We start from the raw sequence: 18,046 nt of genomic DNA on the forward strand, positions 1-18,046 counted from the left end.
GCTCAGTCTCACTGTTCGGGACTGCCCACGATCGGTTAGGTCACGAAGGGAACCGAGTCAAGCCAGGCGTCGTCACCGGGCACACCCTCTACGTGATTGCGGCCCCATCGACACCTTCACGCCGGCCCAGCTCGTGCCGACGCGACCGCGTCGGCGATCCCGAATCGCCCGAGCGGGAGGGTGATCGTCACGGTGACCACGACGTCCCAGCCTTCTACGACGCAATCCGTCACCTCACCCTTCGAGCGGCCTACGATCTCCCGCGCCGTCGCACACGCACCCCCGACGCCTCGGTTCAACTCCCCGGCTGCCGCGAGAGCAGACAGGTCCGCAGCCGACTGGGCCTGATGCCGGGCGCCGACCGCCGAGCCGACGTGAACGATCGCCACGACGACTACCAGCAATGCGGCCAGTGCACCTGCAGCTAGAACCGTTACTCCGCCTTCCTCGCTGGACCCCGTCATTCCACAGCGTCCGGTTCGATCGCGGCGACCGCTTCGGCACTGACCGTCAAACCCGGCAGCGGAGTATCGGACTGCACGCGGACTGTCACGTACCCGTCGTGCTCGGTGACGGTGATCTGCGCCCCGCCCGGCGCCACCGACTGGGCAACCGAGACCGCATCACCCCTGGCCGCCAATCGCGCCGCCTCCCGCGCCGCATCCACACACTGGACATGCATCGACACAGCAAGTATCGCGCCGATACAGGTCACGACGACCGCGACGATGGACGCGACGGCGATAGCCGCCTCCACCGTCACGGCACCGTCGTCGGCTACACAGCTGTATTGAGTGCTCGGTCGATGATTCCGGTCAACGAACCTACGATCGAATCGCCCGTCACCACGGTGTAGAGAATCGCTCCGAACGCGGCAGCGGCGATCGTGCCGATTGCGTACTCTGCCGTCGACATTCCATCGTCCTCGGCCGCGACCAAGATCAATCTCATCTGAAACTCTCGCATCATCCTGTGCACCATGCCAATTCCCTCCCTCGACCTCCGAGACGGCGGTTCCGCCTCGGAATCCTCTGTGTCTCGTCACAGCGATCCTCGTGTGCTCACAGCAGTCCCCCACCCAGTACGTTCCCGGCGAGTCCGATGACGACGGGGACGATCCCGAGGCACACGAACGCCGGCAGAAAGCACAGGCCGAGCGGCCCACTGATCAACACCCCTGCACGTTCGGCCGCGGCTGCCGACGAATCCTCGGTCTGTGCACGCCGCGCCTCTGCGAGCTCGGAAATCCCCTGCGCCAAAGAGGCTCCCGATCTCGCGGATCTCCGCGCCATTCGCGCCAGCGACTCGATGTCGGGCCTAGCGGCTACGGGCTCCCACGCTGCAACCGGATCCGCGCCCAGCGCGAGCAGGTCTGCGGTGGTCCGCAATGCCCGCGCGAAGGGCTCCTTCGTCGAGTCGGAAACCGCAGCAGCTGCGACGCCCACCGGAAGTCCACCGCGCAAACATGCCGCCAACAGATCGAACGTGGTCGCAACCGAATGGGGGTCGGCAATGTCGGCGTCGTCTCCGCTCGTCTCGCCGTTAGGCTCTTTGGACGCAATACGAAAGACGTAGGAGGGTGCTGCCGGAATCACGACGAGAGACGCCGCCGCGCACGCCGCCGCCACCCACATCACCGGCATACCTTTTCGGTGATCGCATCGGTCCACATCAGCCCGGCGCACGCCAACATCGAGCCGAGTACCAGGAGAACTCCGCCCAGGCCCCCACCGAACAGCACACCGATCGGCGACGCCCCCATGAATTGACCAAGGATGACCCCGAGGACCGGCAGACCCGACAACACCGTTCCCGTCGCACGGGCACCCGCCAAGCTCGCCTCGGTTCGATCGCGAAACCGACTCCTGCCCAACAGGTCCTGCCGCGCTGCGCCGAGCAGGTCGGCAAGCCCCAATCCGCGGGTGTCCGCAATGTGCCAGGCTGCGGACAATCGCGAGAGTTCCACGCGCACCGGCGAATCCTCGACGAGCAAGCCCGCACACGCATCACCGCCGAGACGCGCACGCCCGGCCGCGGTTCCGAAGGCGAGTGCCACGCTTCCGGTGCAATCGGCGGCAGCACTCGCACAGGCCAGCGCAGGATGCGACCCGACTCGGAGCTCACCGATGACGACGTCGAGTCCAGCGACGAGCGAGTCGAGTTCTCTGCGATGAGATCTACGCCGCTGAGCCTTCTTCCTCCGACGGACCACCGTTGCGCCGACGACAATGGCGGCGCAGAGCGCATGTAGGCCACCCGCCAACACGGCAAGGGCGAGCCCCACCGCTACCGTCGACGCGAGACCCATTGCCCGAGAGCGCGTTCGATCTACACGGTCGGTTTTGCCGACCAGTAACGAAGGCACTCGGACTCGTGGGCGCGGTAGCACCAGAAGTGCTGCCGCACAGGCGAGAGCACCCAGCGCGGTCACAATCGCGCCAACCGTTGCTCGAGGAGTGCGTCCAGCCGTTCTCGGCCGCGGTGCACACTGCCGTCCACACTCCACGCGGACACTATCTGCACGCGACCGGAATCATCGGGAACGACGACGGCGATCTCCCGCAACCGACGCCGGCCATCGAACGAGCGATGCACATGCAGGACCACTTGTACCGCGGCCGCGAGTTGACTGTGCAGAGCTGCACGATCCAAACCACCCAGTGCAGCAAGAGCTTCCAGGCGCGCGGGCACCTCGGCGGGAGAGTTGGCGTGAATCGTGCCCGCTCCGCCGTCGTGACCGGTGTTGAGCGCAGTGAGCAGGTCGACGACCTCTGCGCCGCGGACCTCTCCGACAACGAGCCTGTCCGGCCGCATGCGCAGCGCTTGACGGACAAGCTGCCGAACGGTGACCTCACCGACGCCCTCGACGTTGGGCGCCCGAGCAACCATGCGTACGACATGCGGATGCGACGGCGCCAACTCGGCAGCATCCTCGACGCACACGATGCGTTCGCTGCGCGCGACCTCGCCCAGCATGGCAGCCAACAACGTGGTCTTTCCCGCGCCGGTGCCGCCGATGACCAGAAATGCCAAGCGCGCCTCGATGATCCGCTTCACCAGATCGAGAGCACTCGGTTCGAGTGCGCCGCGGTCCGCCAAAGCTCCGAGCCCCTGGGTGGTCGGACGCAACACGCGCAGCGACAGACAGGTACCGCCTCGCGCGACGGGCGACAGCACCGCGTGCAGTCGGACACCGAAGGTGCCGTCGCCCACTCCGGGTAGCTGCCCGTCGACCCACGGTTGAGCGTCGTCGAGCCGTCGGCCCGCGGACAGTGCCAGCCGCTGCGCGAGACGTCGTACCGCGGCCTCGTCGGCGAAACGGATGTCGGTGCGCTCGAGTCCCGCGCCGCGGTCGACCCACACTTCGTCCGGTGCCGTGACCAAGACGTCGGCGACACTGGCGTCGAGTAGCAGCGTCTCCAGCGGCCCGGCACCGGTCAACTCGGTCTGCAGGACTCGGAGCGCCGCCAAGAGATCGGTATCGCTCAGTACCCCGCCCGCTTCGATTCTGATGGCTGCAGCGACCAACGCGGGTGTCGGTTCACCCGCTGTGTGGACGAGACGGTCGCGAACACGGTCCAACAACTCCGGCGTGACGACGGCGCTCATGCCGCCCACCTCCTCGGCGCCGGCTTGCGAGCGAACGTCGCGAGGATCGACTCCGCGGCATCGGCGAGAGGCGATCGGCGTCCGAGCCCCAGCCCTCCACGTTCGATGCGCTGCGCCAATCCCGGTTCCGGTCGCATCGAGGCCAGCAGAGGCAACCGGAGGGCGTCGGCGATGTCGGTGCCGCGCAATCCCCCGGGCGCGGGCCCTCGCACGACGAGTCCGACATTCGAGTTACGGCCGCGGAGGTAGCCGAGAAGGTTCTCGGCGCCCGCGATGGCTCCGATCTCGGCGGGGACGACCAACACCACCAGGTCCGCGGCGTCGTGAAAGACGTCGGTGTGCGGACCGGGGTGCCGTGGAACGTCGCACACGACCAGATCTCCGGATCGGCGTCCGGCATCGACCACCGCGGCGCATGCTGTCGCGTCCAGGCCCGAAGATCCCGAGTCCGCCCGGCCGGCCGACAGGACGGCCAGCGAATCGCTCGACGGCAACGCACTATGTAAGGCGTCGCCGGAAATTCGGCCTGCCTCGACGACGAGTCCGGACCATCGCAGGCCAGCCCGATCCTCCCAGCCGAGCAGGAGATCGAGTCCTGGCCCGTAGCTGTCACCGTCGACCAAGAGCGTTCGAGATCCTGCCGCGGACGCCGACAGCGCCAACGCCACGGCGAGCGTCGACGTTCCAGCACCGCCCCGGCCGCCGACGACAGCGATGACTCCGCCGTCGCCCTCGGCCCGGTCGTGTTCCCTTCCGAGGAGACCGATCAACGTCGCTTCGTCGTGCGGAAGTCCCAGGACGTGCGAAGCTCCGATGGCCGTGGCGGCACGCCATTGGTCGACGCCCGGTTCTCCCCGGCCCAACACAAAAATCGCGTCGCGGCGGGGCAGTCTTCGGGACGACGCCTCGCGGGCGTGGTCGACGTCGAGGAGTATCGCGTCGGCTTCATCCCACTCGATCCTGCTCGGCGGAGTCCCCGATCCAGCGTTACCGACTGGTAAGTTCCTTTCCAGCACAGCGCATTCGGCTGCCGCTGCGATCCTGAGTACTTCGTCGCGCAGTACCGGGTCGCCGGTGGACAACACGATCGGGCGCCGAGCCGGCGACTTGTCCTGAAATTCCATGGGTGCGAGCCTGCAGCGAATTGCGCTCGGAGAACACAGCGTTCATGCCGAATGGGGATAACTCGCAAGGTGTGGATGCAATTCTGCACACCCGTACCAATTCGCGACTTTCCCCTACAACGAGGACGACCCTCGCCAGGGGGGAGGAGGCGAGGGTCGTCGAGTTCAGCCCCGGGGGGTCGGGCTGAACTTGCCCGGACGAATCCGGACAGGTCGATACTACACCTGGCGAAGACGGTGTTTGCAAGTTCAACATTCGTTCTTACTCAGTGAGACAAACCGGGAAATCGCCGAAAAGTCGAACGCTCTATTCTTGAGACCGTGACCACCAGCGCCGGCATCGACAACGCCGAAACCCACCGCCCAGTTGGAAAAATCGCCGCGTTCTTCGACCTGGACAAGACGATCATCGCCAAGTCGAGCACGCTCGCCTTCAGTAAACCGTTTTTCGATCAGGGACTGATAAACAGGCGAGCCGTACTCAAAAGCAGCTATGCGCAATTCTTGTTCCTGTTATCCGGTGCCGATCATGACCAAATGGAGCGAATGCGCGCCCATATCGCCGCAATGTCCGCCGGTTGGGATGTCGAACAAATTCGGTCGATCGTTGCAGAAACATTGCACGACATAGTGGATCCGTTGGTATTCGCCGAAGCGGCGGACTTGATCGCAGACCACAAACTCCGCGGACACGACATCGTGATCGTCTCCGCATCCGGTGAAGAGATCGTCGGTCCGATCGCCGAAGCACTCGGCGCAGACTTCAGCACCGCCACGCAGATGGAGGTCGAGAACGGCCGATACAACGGAACCGTCGCGTTCTACTGCTACGGTGAGGGCAAGGTCGAAGCGATGAATGCACTCGCGGAGTCCCGAAATTACGACCTGTCAAGGTGTTTCGCGTATTCGGACTCGATCACAGACCTCCCCATGCTGCATGCCGTGGGCAATCCGACTGCCGTCAATCCCGATCGCGCGCTTCGCAAGGAGGCCGCATCGCTCGGCTGGCCGATTCTGACTTTTTCCAATCCGGTCTCACTTCGATCACGTATCCAAGCACCATCGGGCACAACCGTGGCGGCAAGTGCCGCAGTCTTTTTCAGTGCACTGCTGGCCGGGACGGTTACTTACGGATTGTTGAAAAGAAAACGGTGACGCACCCCTTGCTGTGAGCGCCGTCACGGGGTACAAATGACTTACGGAAGAACGGAAGGCCAAGATCGAACCGGAAGAGAAGGTTCCCTCTCCCAACCGCGATTCCCAGCACGGACACCAGGCACCCACGCTGAGCTCGCCGCTGACATGGCAAAAGCGCTGTGGGTCTGCGAGATTCGGGAAGTAGCAGCAAGAACCCTGCACCGGTTGCAGGGATGACCTCCTACCTCACCGGACCATCGCCGAGGCCATGCGATCCTCGTGATCGTGACAGCCCACCAATGCACGCTTGGTTACCCGGCAGTCCGTGCTAACGGGCGGCGAAGTCGACTCAGGTCGGCGGCGCCGCCCTTTTGACTGCGCCGACACAGTCCTCCGTACGCCGGGCAAGGTGTTACTTGTTGGAGACTGCAGCCTCAGCGATCGACGTCGCTTCCATCGCCCCGGCCTCGAGTGCACCGCAGCAGAGAATGACCCAGCTGCCGACACCGGTGGCAGTACCGGAGGCGAACCCTGCCGCTCCGTCTCGGTAGGCCTGCGATCGGCGCAGCCAACTCACTTCGGGTACTCCCAGATTGTGCGGGTCCAAACCCGAAGACGCGGCCACGAGCCGAGACGCTGCCCGGGCGACGACACCATCGGCCGACTCGAACGGCTTCAACGTCAACAGCTCACCGTGCACGATCGCCGCGATGACCGGCGCCGGGGCGGAAGATCCACCGGTGACCAGCTGGGCCAGGAAGTCCAGACGCTCACCGATCCCGCCGTCCGAACGTGGTCGCCCGAGTGCGGACTGGTCCTCGACCAGGTCTGCCGCGGCAAGCAGATGGAGTCGAGCGAGCGCCTGAAGCGGCGCGCTCTTCCACGTCGTCAGCATGATCGACAGCGCATCCCCGTCGAGCGCCGCGCCTACCCGCAAAGCACCTGCCAGAATCGGGTCGCCGTCCTCACCTTCGCGCGGGAAATCCATCGATCCGCCTTCGAGGGCGGACGACGATCGAGCAGCGCGCACCGCGGCTTCTGCGGCTGTGGCAGGCCAGCCCCGGCGGTTCGTCTTGTGCCGATGTACTGCTCCGAGTGCGTCGCGGGCTCGCTCGGCGGCGTCGATGACACCGGGGAGTTCGAGCAGCGGGGCGAGAGGGTCCGTCACGATAGGCGACGGTACCCCCTCGCAGGCAGGAGCGGACTCGCCGGACTGCCCCAGCCGACCGTCATACGCCGAGCTGGACCGAACCGCCGGGGATGGCGGCGAGCAGGCGCTGCGTGTACTCCTGCTGCGGGTTGTCGAACACCTCGTCGGTCGTGGCCGCCTCGACGATCTCTCCCGATCGCATGACGAGCACGTCATCGGCGATCTGTCGCACCACGGCAAGGTCGTGCGTGATGAAGAGATATGTCAGACCGAGCTCAGCCTGCAGATCGTTCAACAAGGAGAGAATCTGCGCCTGAACGAGAACGTCGAGAGCCGACACGGCCTCGTCGCAGATCACCATCTCCGGCGAGAGAGCCAGCGCGCGCGCAATAGCTACGCGTTGGCGCTGGCCACCGGAAAGCTCGTTCGGGAATCGGCGCATGACCGAAGTCGGCAACGCCACCTTGTCCAACAGGTCACGGACCCGAGCTTCGCGCTCTTTCTTGCTGCCGACCTTGTGAGTCCGCAGCGGCTCCTCGATAGTGCGGTAGATCGAGTACATCGGATCCAGCGACCCATAGGGGTTCTGGAAGATCGGCTGTACACGACGTCGGAACGCGAAGGCATCCTTGTTGTTCAAGCCCGCGACGTCACGTCCGTCGAACTCGACGGACCCGGCCGTCGGCTCCAAGAGACCCAGGACCATCTGTGCCACAGTCGATTTACCGGATCCTGATTCACCGACGATGGCGGTCGTCGTGCCTCTTGCAACGGTGAACGCGACGTCCTTGACGGCAGTGAACACCGTCGACTTGAAGGGACTGCCACCACGAAGCTTGAACTCCTTGGTCAGCTTGTCGACCACGAGCACAGTATCTTTTGCTGGTTCGAAATCGCCTTCACCGTGGACAGTTTTCTCGGCGGCGACCTCCTCGGCAGCTTGCTTCGCATGCGCGACGATGTCCCCACGCACCACCGAGGACTTCAGCCGTTGCGACGCAAGCGATGGCGCCGCAGCGACCAACTTCTGGGTGTACGGATGCTGCGGATTCTGCAGAATCTCGAGCGCCGGGCCGGATTCCACGATTCGGCCCTTGCTCATGACGACCAGATGAGACGCCCGCTCAGCCGCGAGGCCGAGGTCGTGAGTGATGAGCAGTACCGCTGTGCCCAGTTCCTTCGTCAGCCCCTCGAGGTGATCGAGGATCTGACGCTGGACCGTGACATCGAGAGCGGAGGTGGGCTCGTCGGCAATCAGCAGTTTGGGTCGCGCGGACAATCCGATTGCGATCAACGCCCGCTGGCGCATACCACCGGAGAATTCGTGCGGGTACTGATTGACACGCTTCTCCGAGTCCGTCAACCCAGCCTCGTCGAGGAGTTCGACGGCACGGGCTCGTGCCACTTTCCCCTTGGCGATTCCGTTGGCCGCCAACGCTTCTTCGATCTGGTAGCCAATTTTCCACACCGGGTTCAGGTTCGACATCGGATCCTGCGGAACCAACCCGATCTGGCTTCCGCGGATCGCGACGAAGTCCTTCTCCTTCGGGTTCGTCAGATTCTTTCCGTCGAACCAGATCTCGCCCGCAGTCACCTTGCCGGTGCCCGGTAGGAGATTGATGATCGCGTGCGCGGTCGTGGATTTGCCACTGCCGGACTCGCCCACGATCGCTACCGTCTGGCCGGGATAGACCGTCAGGCTGACGCCGCGAACAGCTGGTACCGCACCGGAATTGGACTGGAACGACACCTCGAGGTCCTTGATGTCGAGCAACGGCTGCTCACTCATCGCAACTTCTCCTTCGTGTTCGCTCATCGCTTCCGTGCCTTGGGATCGAGGGCGTCGCGCAACGCATCACCCATCATGATGAAGCCCAACACGGTGATCGCCAGCGCGGCAGCGGGGTAGAACAGAATCGTCGATCCCTGACGAAGAGTGACCTGGGCTGCACTGATGTCGCCACCCCAGGACACTTCGGTCGGCGGTAGACCGATACCGAGGAACGACAGGGTGGCCTCGGCAACGATGAACGTGCCGAGCGAAATCGTCGTGATGACGATGATCGGCGCCATCGAGTTCGGCAGTACATGCCGAATCAAGGTGCGCACCTTCGATACACCGAGCGCACGGGATGCCATGACGTAATCGTAGCTCTTGGCCGACAGTACCGCTCCGCGAGTGATACGAGCCATCTGCGGCCAGCCGAACAACGCCAGCACGACGATGACGGTGAAAATCGTCCGGTCGGTGAACAACTGCATGAGCACGATTGCGGCGAGGATGAGCGGGACACCGAAGAAGATATCCGTCAACCGTGACAGCAGAGCGTCGGCCCAGCCCCCGTAGAAGCCTGCGAAGGCACCGAAGAGAACTCCGACCATGACCACCAGGAACGTGACACCCACTCCGGTGACCACCGACGCCCGCGCGCCGAAGATAACTCGGGAGTAGATATCACAGCCTTGACGGTCGAACCCGAAAATGTGACCGGATCCGGGGCCCTGCATGCTGAACGCCAGGTCGCAATAGCGCGGATCGGTATTGGTGAACAGGCTCGGAAACGCTGCGACCAAGATGACCACGAAGATGATGATGGCCGAGATGATGAAGAGCGGGCGCTTGCGCAGACTGTGCCAAGCATCCTTCCAGATACTCGTGGGAGCCTCGTCGATGTTCACGACGTCGGTCTGGCTGACGTCGACAACTTCGTCGGATTCCACGAAGCGTGCTTGACGGACCTCACGTCCGCCTTCGGGAGTCGTGTTAGGCATAGCGGATCCTTGGGTCGAGCGCGGCGTACAGGAGGTCGACGACGAGATTCGCGATGAGGTAGACCACGATCAGGACCGTCACGAACGAGACGACCGTGGGCGCCTCGCCCCTGATGACCGCCTGGTAGATGGTGCCACCGACGCCGTTGATGTTGAAGATGCCCTCGGTGATGATCGCGCCACCCATGAGGGCAGCAAGATCGGCACCGAGGAACGTGACGACGGGGATCAACGAGTTGCGTAGCACGTGAACGTTGACGACTCGCCTGCGTGAAAGGCCTTTGGCTGTCGCTGTTCTGACGAAGTCGGCACTCAGGTTTTCTGCCACCGAGGTATGGGTCAGCCGGACCACGTAGGCGAACGACACCGAACCGAGCACGAACGCCGGCAGCAGCAGGTTCTTGAAACTTGTGTTGCCACCGACTGTGGGAGGCACTATGCCCCATTTGATCCCGATGAAGAACTGCGCGAGGAAGCCGATGACGAAAATCGGGACGGCGATGATGACGAGGCTGACGAGGAGGACCGAGCTGTCGAAGAGCTTGCCCTTACGTAGACCGGCGATGAGACCGAAGCCGATACCGAAGACGCCTTCGATCACGAGTGCCATGGCAGCAAGTTTCGCGGTGATCGGGAACGCTTGCAGCAGAACTTCACTGACCGGGCGGCCCGAGAACGACATACCGAAATCGAAGGTGAAGATGCCCTTGAGATACAGCAGATACTGCACGATGAACGGCTCATCGAGGTTGTAGCGTGCGCGCAGCTGGTCGGCCACCGCGGGGCTGATCGCCTTGTCTCCGGCGAGCGCAGCAATCGGGTCCCCTGGGAGCAGGAAGACCATTGCGTAGATCAGGAATGTGGCCCCGATGAAAACGGGAACCATCTGAAGTATTCGGCGTCCGATGTACCAGAGCACCGGATCACCTCCTTAGGAGGAAGGAGGACGTCACAGCGGTATTCAGCGTGGGCGTCGTACGAGGCGAGCGAGGCTGAATCAAGAGCCGTGAGAAAAGATCAGTTCTTCTCGATCTGGCTGTAGATCGGGACTCCGTCCCAACCGATCTTGACGTTGGTGACATTCTCCGACCAGCCACTGGCCGCGTTGCGGTACCAGGTCGGTACCGCAGGCAGATCGTTCAGAAGGATCTCCTGTGCCTGGTTGATCAGGTCCTGCGCCTTGTCCTTGTCGGTCTCGCCTGCCGACTCACGCAGCAGACGATCGAACTCGGGGTTGGAGTACTCGCCGTCGTTGGAGCTGCCACCGGTCTGGTAGTTCTGGGCAAGGAAGCCGTACTGCTGCGGGTAGTCACCCTGCCAGCCCGAACGGAACGCCGTCGGGATGGTGCGGTTGGTGGCTTCGGTCCGCAACTGCGCGAACGTCGGGTAGGGAGCGCCCTGTGCCTCGATACCGAGGGTGTTGCGGATGCTGTTGCTGACTGCGTCGACCCATTCCTGGTGTCCGCCATCGGAGTTGTAGGCGATGGCGAAGCTACCGGACCACGGCGCGATGGCGTCGGCCTGCGCCCACAGCGCCTTGGCGCCGTCCTTGTCGTAGTCGACGTTGTCGACGTCACTGAGATCCCCGGTCCAGCCTGCGATGGCGGGGCTGGTGAAATCCTGTGCAGGCGTACGGGTGTTGTTGAAGATCTGCTTGGTGATCTGATCGCGATCGATCGCCTTGGAGATCGCCTGACGACGCAGCACACCCTCTTCGCCACCGAAGTGCGGCAGACGGCCCGGGATGGTGAAGGTTTCGATGCTCGCGGACGGCTGATTGACCGTACGGCCGGGCAGATCCGACTCGAACGTCGTCACTGCACTGGACGGGACCTGGTCGAGGACGTCGACGTTGTTCGACAAAAGATCCGTGTACGCGGTGTCGAGGTTGCTGTAGAGCATGAAGTTGATGCCGCCGTTGGCGGGCTTGCGATTGCCTTCGTAGTCCGGATTGGTCACCAGATCGATGCGGACGTTGTGCTGCCACGCACCTTCCTGCGCAAACTTGTACGGTCCGTTGCCGATCGGGTTCTCCCCGAACGCTGCTATGTCGGCGTATGCGACCTCGGGCAGCAGGTAGTACGCGGCGAAGCCGAGGCGATCGGGGAACGCTGCCTCGGGCTGCTCGAGCTCGATGGTGAACGTCTTGTCGTCGACGACCTTCAGGCCGGACATCGTCTGGACCGTCGGGTTCTCGGCAGCGACCTCGTCGTAGCCGAGAATCGGGTCGAAGAACGAGCCTTGCAGCTGCGCATTGGTGGACAGCGCGCCGTAGTTCCAGGCGTCGACGAAGGATTTCGCTGTCACCGGCGTGCCGTTGGTGAACTCCCAGCCGTCCTTCAACGTCACGGTGTAGTTCTGGCCGTCGGCGGAGTCGATCGAGTCGACGACCTCGTTCTCGATACCGCCCTCGGGGGTGTACGAAACCAGTCCGGCGAAGGCCGAGTCCACGACTCGCCCACCGGTGTTTTCACTCGTATTGGTGGGAACCAGCGGATTCTGCGGCTCCCCACTCCACGCGTTGATGATTGCAGCGCCGTCACCGGACCCACCGCCGCTGGTCGAATCACTCGATGAGCACGCCGTCACCAGCGCCGCTCCCACGACCACTGCAACCGCAGCTGTCGCGATGCGTGTTCTGCGCAAGACAAATCCTCCATCTTTGGTTTGACCACGGTGTCAACCGTGATCGACCCCGGGGCGTCACGCCCACGGGGGTATGTGGGGCGACCGCCGGCCACAGCTCGAGGAGCCGAAGCAACGATCCAATAATCGAAACTTCAACCACACCCTGAAACGAACCTGTGAACTCCCCCAGAAACAGGAGACGCTCGCACAGGCTCGCAACATGTTCGAAACGATTCGGCAACCGATTTCCCACGTGGTGAGAGCGATCTCCCGACAACCTCTCCGACTGAACCGCACTCTGGACCGTCCATCGCTCGAAACCTACCGATTACCGCAGATCAGAGGGTTGCAAGCGAATGCAACGGTGCGACAGCCCTCACATGTGACTACCCTCACAAGGGCTCGCGCGGAGGCTGCAGAGCGACTGTTCAGCTCGTTCGTGATGGCATAGGTAGCCGCCCGAGCGCGAAGAGAACCACGACGAAAGAGAGCCATTCGAGATGACGACCAGCACCTCCGGTGACCACGACACTGCCGCCGAGGAGACCTACCCGCCGTCGGCGGAATTCGCCGCGCAGGCGAATGCCACAGCAGATCTCTACGACGTCGCCGCGAAGGACCGCCTCGCGTTCTGGGCCGAGCAGGCACGCCGACTGCACTGGCATACCCCGTTCACCGAGGTGCTCGACTGGTCCGACGCTCCCGTCGCCAAATGGTTCGCCGATGGAAAGCTCAACGTCGCCTACAACTGCGTCGATCGACACGTCCTCGACGGCCATGGCGAGCAGGTTGCCATTCACTGGGAAGGCGAACCCGGTGACAGCCGCGACCTCACCTACGCCGACCTGCTCGCAGAGGTCAGTCAAGCGGCCAACACCCTGACCGACCTCGGACTGGTCTGCGGCGACCGCGTCGCCATCTACATGCCGATGATCCCCGAAGCCATCATCTCGATCCTCGCCTGCGCCCGCCTGGGCTTGACGCATTCGGTCGTCTTCGCCGGCTTCTCCGCCACGGCACTGCGTTCACGCATCGACGACGCCGAAGCCAAACTCGTCATCACCACGGACGGGCAGTGGCGCCGCGGTAAGCCCGCACCGATCAAGGACACCGTCGACACCGCCGTCGACGGCGCACAAGGCAGTGCCTTCGAGAACGCTGCCGCGTCAGTCGAACACGTGCTGGTCGTCAAGCGGACCGACTCCGAGGTCGCCTGGACCGAAGGCCGCGACATCTGGTGGCACGAGAGCGTCGCTCAGGCTTCGAAAGAGCATGAGGCTCAGCCGTTCCCGGCCGAGCACCCACTGTTCATTCTCTATACCTCCGGCACGACGGGTAAGCCGAAGGGCATCGTGCACACTTCCGGTGGCTACCTGACTCAGACCTCGTACACGCACCACAATGTGTTCGACCACAAGCCAGGCAAGGATGTCTACTGGTGCACCGCCGACGTCGGTTGGGTTACCGGCCACTCGTACATCGTCTACGGTCCGCTCTCGAACCGCGCGACGCAGGTCGTCTACGAGGGCACCCCGAATTCCCCTGACGAGCACCGGCATTGGAATGTCATCGAGAAGTACAAGGTCTCGATCTACTACACCTCCCCCACTCTCGTGCGTACATTCATGAAGTGGGGCAAAGAGATTCCCGAGGCACACGACCTGACGTCGATCCGGCTGCTCGGCTCCGTCGGTGAACCGATCAACCCGGAGGCGTGGCGTTGGTTCCGCGACGTCGTAGGCGGCGGTACCGCACCCATCGTCGACACCTGGTGGCAGACCGAGACCGGTGCGATCATGATTTCACCGCTGCCCGGCGTGACATCCACCAAGCCCGGCTCCGCGATGGCCCCGCTTCCAGGGATCTCCGCCAAGATCGTCGACGACGACGCAAAGCCACTGGGCAATGGCGGCAACGGATATCTGATCCTCGACGAGCCGTGGCCGGCGATGCTCCGCGGCATCTGGGGTGACATGGAGCGATACAAGGACACGTACTGGTCCCGCTACGCCGAAGAAGGCTGGTACTTCGCGGGCGACGGCGCCAAGTACGACGAGGACGGCGCATTGTGGGTCCTCGGACGCGTCGACGATGTCATGAACGTCTCGGGCCACCGGATCTCCACCTCCGAGGTGGAATCAGCGCTCGTGAGCCATCACGGCGTCGCCGAGGCGGCAGTTGTCGGTGCTGCCGACGAGACCACCGGTCAGGGCATCGTCGCGTTCGTGATTCTGCGCGCAGGCATCGAGAACACCGGTGACGACCTGATCGCGGAGCTCAAAGCTCAGGTATCGAAGGAGATTTCGCCGATCGCCCGCCCCCGCGAGATCTCGATTGTTCCGGAACTACCCAAGACTCGCTCCGGCAAGATCATGCGACGCCTGCTGCGCGATGTTGCCGAAGGCCGCGAACTCGGTGACGTCTCGACTCTCGTCGATCCGAAGGTCTTCGATTCGATCAAGAAGGGTCGCTAGCGACCGGTGAATGGGCATACGCCCCGCGAGGGATGTATGCCCATTCACGCCCTAGTCCGTCAGTGACTGATCGCGGGTTTCCTTCATCAGGATCAACGCGATCAACGTCAGCACCGCGGCGACGGCAAGGTAGACCCCGACCCATCCGACGCCGTAGCTGCTCACCAGCCAGGTCGCGATGAACGGCGCCACTGCCGCACCGAGGATCGACGCGGTGTTGTACGAGATTCCCGAGCCCGTGTAGCGCACGTTGGTCGGGAAGAGTTCGGGCAGCACGGCACTCATCGGACCGAAGGTCAGACCCATCAATCCGAGTCCGATGCACATGAACACGAGCATCCGACCGGCTGTCGCGCTTTCCGGTGCGGCGAACCAGTGAAACGACAGACCGAACGCAATGATCGCAATCGTGACGATGATGAGGGTCGGGCGCCGACCGTATTTGTCGGCGAGCAAACCTGCCACCGGAATCAGTGCCGCGAAGAAGAGCACTGCGATCAGCTGAAGCTCGAGGAAATCGGTATACGCGATGGTGATCTTCGGGCCACCTGCGTCGGAGACTTTGCCGGTGCCGTAACTGACCACCCAGGTCGTCATGATGTAGAAGAGCGTGTAAGTGGCGAGCATGATGAACGTGCCGAGGATCAGCTGGCGCCAGCTCGTACGGAAGACCTGGGCCAGCGGAGTCTTCACCTTCTGCCCACGCGCGACGGCCAGCTTGAACACAGGCGTCTCTTCCAGTTTGAGTCGCACGTACAGACCGATGATGACGATGACGGCGCTCAGCAGGAACGGCACACGCCATCCCCACGTGAGGAATGCGTGGTCCGTTGCGGAGTTTGCGGAGTCGTAGCCGGTGGTGACGACCAAAAGCAGAAAGATCCCGTTGGCGAAGAAGAAACCGATCGGTGCACCCAACTGCGGATACATCGCGGCCCAGGCTCGCTTGCCGGGCTTGGCTGTTTCGGTCGCGAGCAATGCTGCGCCGCTCCACTCGCCGCCGAGTCCCACACCCTGCGTGAACCGCATGATCGCGAGCAGTGCGGGCGCCCACAGGCCTGCCGCTGCATAGGTGGGCAGCAATCCGATCGCGAAGGTCGCCGCGCCCATCGTCAGCAGTGAACCCACGAGCGTCGCTTTACGCCCGATGCGGTCGCCGAAATGGCCGAACAGAACCGATCCGATGGGGCGTGCGACGAAAGCGAGTCCGAACGTCGCGAACGATGCCAGCAGCGCGGTCGTCTCGTTACCCGCGGGGAAGAACAACTTGGGGAAGACCAATACTGCGGCAGTCGCGTAGATGTAGAAGTCGAAGAATTCGATCGACGTGCCGACCATGGATGCGACGACGATGCGAGACCGCGGTACCTCCGGGGCAGCAGCGGTGGCGTCGCTTGGGACGGCCGAGGTAGTGATCACGGTTAGGACTCCTGAAGAGGGGGGTATGTAGAGCGCAAATTACCTGATGAAAACCTGAGAATTACAGCCGATGCCCGAATACACCGCCGAAGCATTCACCGTTAATCTGAGAGCGCCATCACAGGGCGAGTTCCGACTGTGAGGCAGAGTGCGTCGGGTCGGCACTAGTGTTAACCGAAGAATGCCGTCGAGACGGAGTCGCAAGACGACATCTCGGAATCAATCAGCACCAGCAAGTGGAGGGGTCGAGAAGTTGAGCGTGACCAATCGCGGTAATGGCAGTGCTTATCCGGACGGGGTGCCGAACACGATTTCGTCCATTCCACTGACGGAAGTAGACCACCGCGCACCAGGTACCGGCAGCATCGGGAACCTTGTCAAGGATGCGACGACGCAGGTGTCGACGCTGGTCCGCGCCGAGGTCGCACTGGCCAAGGCCGAGGTCACAGGCGAGATCAAGAAGGGCCTACAGGGCAGCCTCTTCTTCATCCTTGCTCTGGCAGTCGTCGTCTTCAGCGCGTTTTTCTTCTTCTTCTTCTTGGCCGAGACACTCGATATCTGGTTGCCGCGGTGGGCCGCCTTCCTCATCGTGTTCGTTTTCATGCTGCTCGTGGCTGCCCTGCTCGGGTTCCTCGGCTACCGGCGCGTCAAGAAGCTCCGTAAGCCGGAGAAGACGATCGAATCGCTCAAGCAGGCCTCGACTGTCCTGCCGCACCAGCACGGGTCGACACCGGCAATTCCCGGGTACAAGCAATAGCGACGTCGGTAGCGGGGCAAGAAAGAATGACTCGGCCTGATCCGTCCACTGTTCGGTTCGCCGGTCCGTGGACACACCGCGACATTCATGCCAACGGCATCCGGTTCCACGTCGTCGAGGCCGACGACGCGCCTGCCGATGCCCCGCTCGTAGTTCTCCTGCACGGCTTCGCAGATTTCTGGTGGTCGTGGCGTCACCAACTGACCTCGCTGACCGAGGCAGGGTTCCGCGCTGTGGCTGTCGACCTCCGTGGATACGGAGACACCGACAAGCCACCGCGTGGATACGACGGGTGGACGCTGGCCGGCGATGTCGTCGGCTTGATCCGAGCGCTGGGATACGGCGAGGCGACTCTCGTCGGGCACGCCGATGGCGGTCTGGTGTGCTGGGCTACTGCCGCGCTGCATCCCCGAATGGTCCGGTCGATCGGGTTGGTCGGGTCCCCGCATCCCATCGCGTTGCGCCGGGCAGTCCTGCGCAACAAGTCCCAACGAGCTGCACTGCTCCCGCAGTTCTTGCGATACCAGGTGCCGCTGGTGCCCGAACGCACGCTGACCAAACACAACGGTGCCGCCGTCGAGCAGCTCCTCCGAGCGCGGTCGGGAGCCGGCTGGCAGGACTCGGACGAGTTCGTCGAGGCAGCGACGCAGATGCGCTCGGCGATGTGCATTCCAGGAGCGGCACACAGCGCCTTGGAGTACCAACGATGGGCATTTCGAAGTCAATTTCGTTCCGACGGACGGAAGTTCATGCAGGCCATGGGCACCCGGTTGCGTATTCCGGTATTCCAGATCAGAGGCGAACTCGATCCGTACGTGCTACCTCGATCGGTAGCCACCGAGACCCGCTGGGCCCCTGATCAGCGCTTACACACGGTGCTCGGGGCCGGTCATTACGCGCATCAGGAAGCTCCTGCCGAAGTCACCGCACAGTTGTTGGCCTTGTTGGCGCTCTAGGTTCGACGCGTACCCCGCAT

The 18,046-nt window shown here is 63.3% G+C and carries 17 protein-coding genes; 4 read left to right on the top strand and 13 right to left on the bottom strand.

What is annotated here, in order from left to right:
- Window positions 1-116: 116 nt before the first annotated feature.
- From QMK32_RS03550 to ssd, 7 genes are all read right to left on the bottom strand, one after another.
- Complete coding sequence (locus QMK32_RS03550; protein ID WP_283473013.1) at window positions 117-464, bottom strand: Rv3654c family TadE-like protein; 348 nt, start codon at window positions 462-464, stop codon at window positions 117-119.
- Entirely contained in the window at window positions 461-757 is a 297-nt protein-coding gene (locus QMK32_RS03555; protein WP_269302877.1) for a TadE family type IV pilus minor pilin, read from the bottom strand. Before QMK32_RS03555 ends, QMK32_RS03550 begins: the two co-directional genes overlap by 4 nt.
- 20 nt (window positions 758-777) lie before the next feature.
- Complete coding sequence (locus QMK32_RS03560; RefSeq protein ID WP_283473015.1) at window positions 778-981, bottom strand: DUF4244 domain-containing protein; 204 nt, start codon at window positions 979-981, stop codon at window positions 778-780.
- Between the two features lie 80 nt (window positions 982-1,061).
- Window positions 1,062-1,637, bottom strand: coding sequence for a type II secretion system F family protein (locus QMK32_RS03565; RefSeq protein ID WP_502943514.1), 576 nt, complete (start codon window positions 1,635-1,637; stop codon window positions 1,062-1,064).
- Entirely contained in the window at window positions 1,634-2,365 is a 732-nt protein-coding gene (locus QMK32_RS03570) for a type II secretion system F family protein (RefSeq protein ID WP_349307544.1), read from the bottom strand. The genes QMK32_RS03565 and QMK32_RS03570 overlap by 4 nt, the downstream gene beginning before the upstream one ends.
- A 62-nt stretch (window positions 2,366-2,427) precedes the next feature.
- The gene (locus tag QMK32_RS03575; RefSeq protein ID WP_283473019.1) at window positions 2,428-3,609 is read right to left on the bottom strand and encodes a TadA family conjugal transfer-associated ATPase; all 1,182 of its coding nucleotides are present in this window, start codon (window positions 3,607-3,609) and stop codon (window positions 2,428-2,430) included.
- Entirely contained in the window at window positions 3,606-4,733 is a 1,128-nt protein-coding gene (gene ssd, locus QMK32_RS03580) for a septum site-determining protein Ssd (protein ID WP_283473020.1), read from the bottom strand. Before ssd ends, QMK32_RS03575 begins: the two co-directional genes overlap by 4 nt.
- Before the next feature lie 321 nt (window positions 4,734-5,054).
- Between ssd and QMK32_RS03585 the strand changes: the two genes are divergently transcribed.
- On the top strand, window positions 5,055-5,888 hold the full coding sequence (locus tag QMK32_RS03585; protein ID WP_283473021.1) for an HAD-IB family hydrolase: 834 nt from the start codon (window positions 5,055-5,057) through the stop codon (window positions 5,886-5,888).
- 394 nt (window positions 5,889-6,282) lie between these two features.
- On the opposite strand, the gene QMK32_RS03590 is transcribed toward QMK32_RS03585, so the two are convergent.
- The 5 genes from QMK32_RS03590 to QMK32_RS03610 all read right to left on the bottom strand — a co-directional run bounded on the left by QMK32_RS03590 (window position 6,283) and on the right by QMK32_RS03610 (window position 12,438).
- A complete protein-coding gene (locus QMK32_RS03590; RefSeq protein ID WP_269302361.1) occupies window positions 6,283-7,038 on the bottom strand; it encodes a Fic family protein in 756 nt (251 codons plus the stop codon).
- Between the two features lie 61 nt (window positions 7,039-7,099).
- Window positions 7,100-8,836, bottom strand: a complete 1,737-nt coding sequence (locus tag QMK32_RS03595; RefSeq protein WP_283473022.1) for an ABC transporter ATP-binding protein — start codon at window positions 8,834-8,836, stop codon at window positions 7,100-7,102.
- On the bottom strand, window positions 8,833-9,792 hold the full coding sequence (locus tag QMK32_RS03600; protein ID WP_283473023.1) for an ABC transporter permease: 960 nt from the start codon (window positions 9,790-9,792) through the stop codon (window positions 8,833-8,835). The genes QMK32_RS03595 and QMK32_RS03600 overlap by 4 nt, the downstream gene beginning before the upstream one ends.
- Entirely contained in the window at window positions 9,785-10,711 is a 927-nt protein-coding gene (locus tag QMK32_RS03605; protein ID WP_283473024.1) for an ABC transporter permease, read from the bottom strand. The genes QMK32_RS03600 and QMK32_RS03605 overlap by 8 nt, the downstream gene beginning before the upstream one ends.
- A gap of 98 nt (window positions 10,712-10,809) precedes the next feature.
- On the bottom strand, window positions 10,810-12,438 hold the full coding sequence (locus QMK32_RS03610; RefSeq protein WP_283473025.1) for a peptide ABC transporter substrate-binding protein: 1,629 nt from the start codon (window positions 12,436-12,438) through the stop codon (window positions 10,810-10,812).
- 482 nt (window positions 12,439-12,920) lie between these two features.
- On the opposite strand from QMK32_RS03610, the gene acs reads away from it, so the two are divergent.
- Complete coding sequence (gene acs, locus QMK32_RS03615; protein ID WP_283473027.1) at window positions 12,921-14,894, top strand: acetate--CoA ligase; 1,974 nt, start codon at window positions 12,921-12,923, stop codon at window positions 14,892-14,894.
- A 51-nt stretch (window positions 14,895-14,945) separates the two neighbouring features.
- Here acs and QMK32_RS03620 read toward each other — a convergent pair whose 3' ends face one another.
- Entirely contained in the window at window positions 14,946-16,310 is a 1,365-nt protein-coding gene (locus tag QMK32_RS03620) for an MFS transporter (RefSeq protein WP_283473179.1), read from the bottom strand.
- A 256-nt stretch (window positions 16,311-16,566) separates the two neighbouring features.
- Between QMK32_RS03620 and QMK32_RS03625 the strand changes: the two genes are divergently transcribed.
- Entirely contained in the window at window positions 16,567-17,070 is a 504-nt protein-coding gene (locus QMK32_RS03625) for a phage holin family protein (RefSeq protein ID WP_269302348.1), read from the top strand.
- A gap of 26 nt (window positions 17,071-17,096) precedes the next feature.
- The gene (locus QMK32_RS03630; RefSeq protein ID WP_283473030.1) at window positions 17,097-18,026 is read left to right on the top strand and encodes an alpha/beta fold hydrolase; all 930 of its coding nucleotides are present in this window, start codon (window positions 17,097-17,099) and stop codon (window positions 18,024-18,026) included.
- Window positions 18,027-18,046: the final 20 nt, after the last annotated feature.

It is taken from the genome of Rhodococcus sp. H29-C3, from assembly GCF_030063405.1.
GTDB lineage: Bacteria > Actinomycetota > Actinomycetes > Mycobacteriales > Mycobacteriaceae > Rhodococcoides.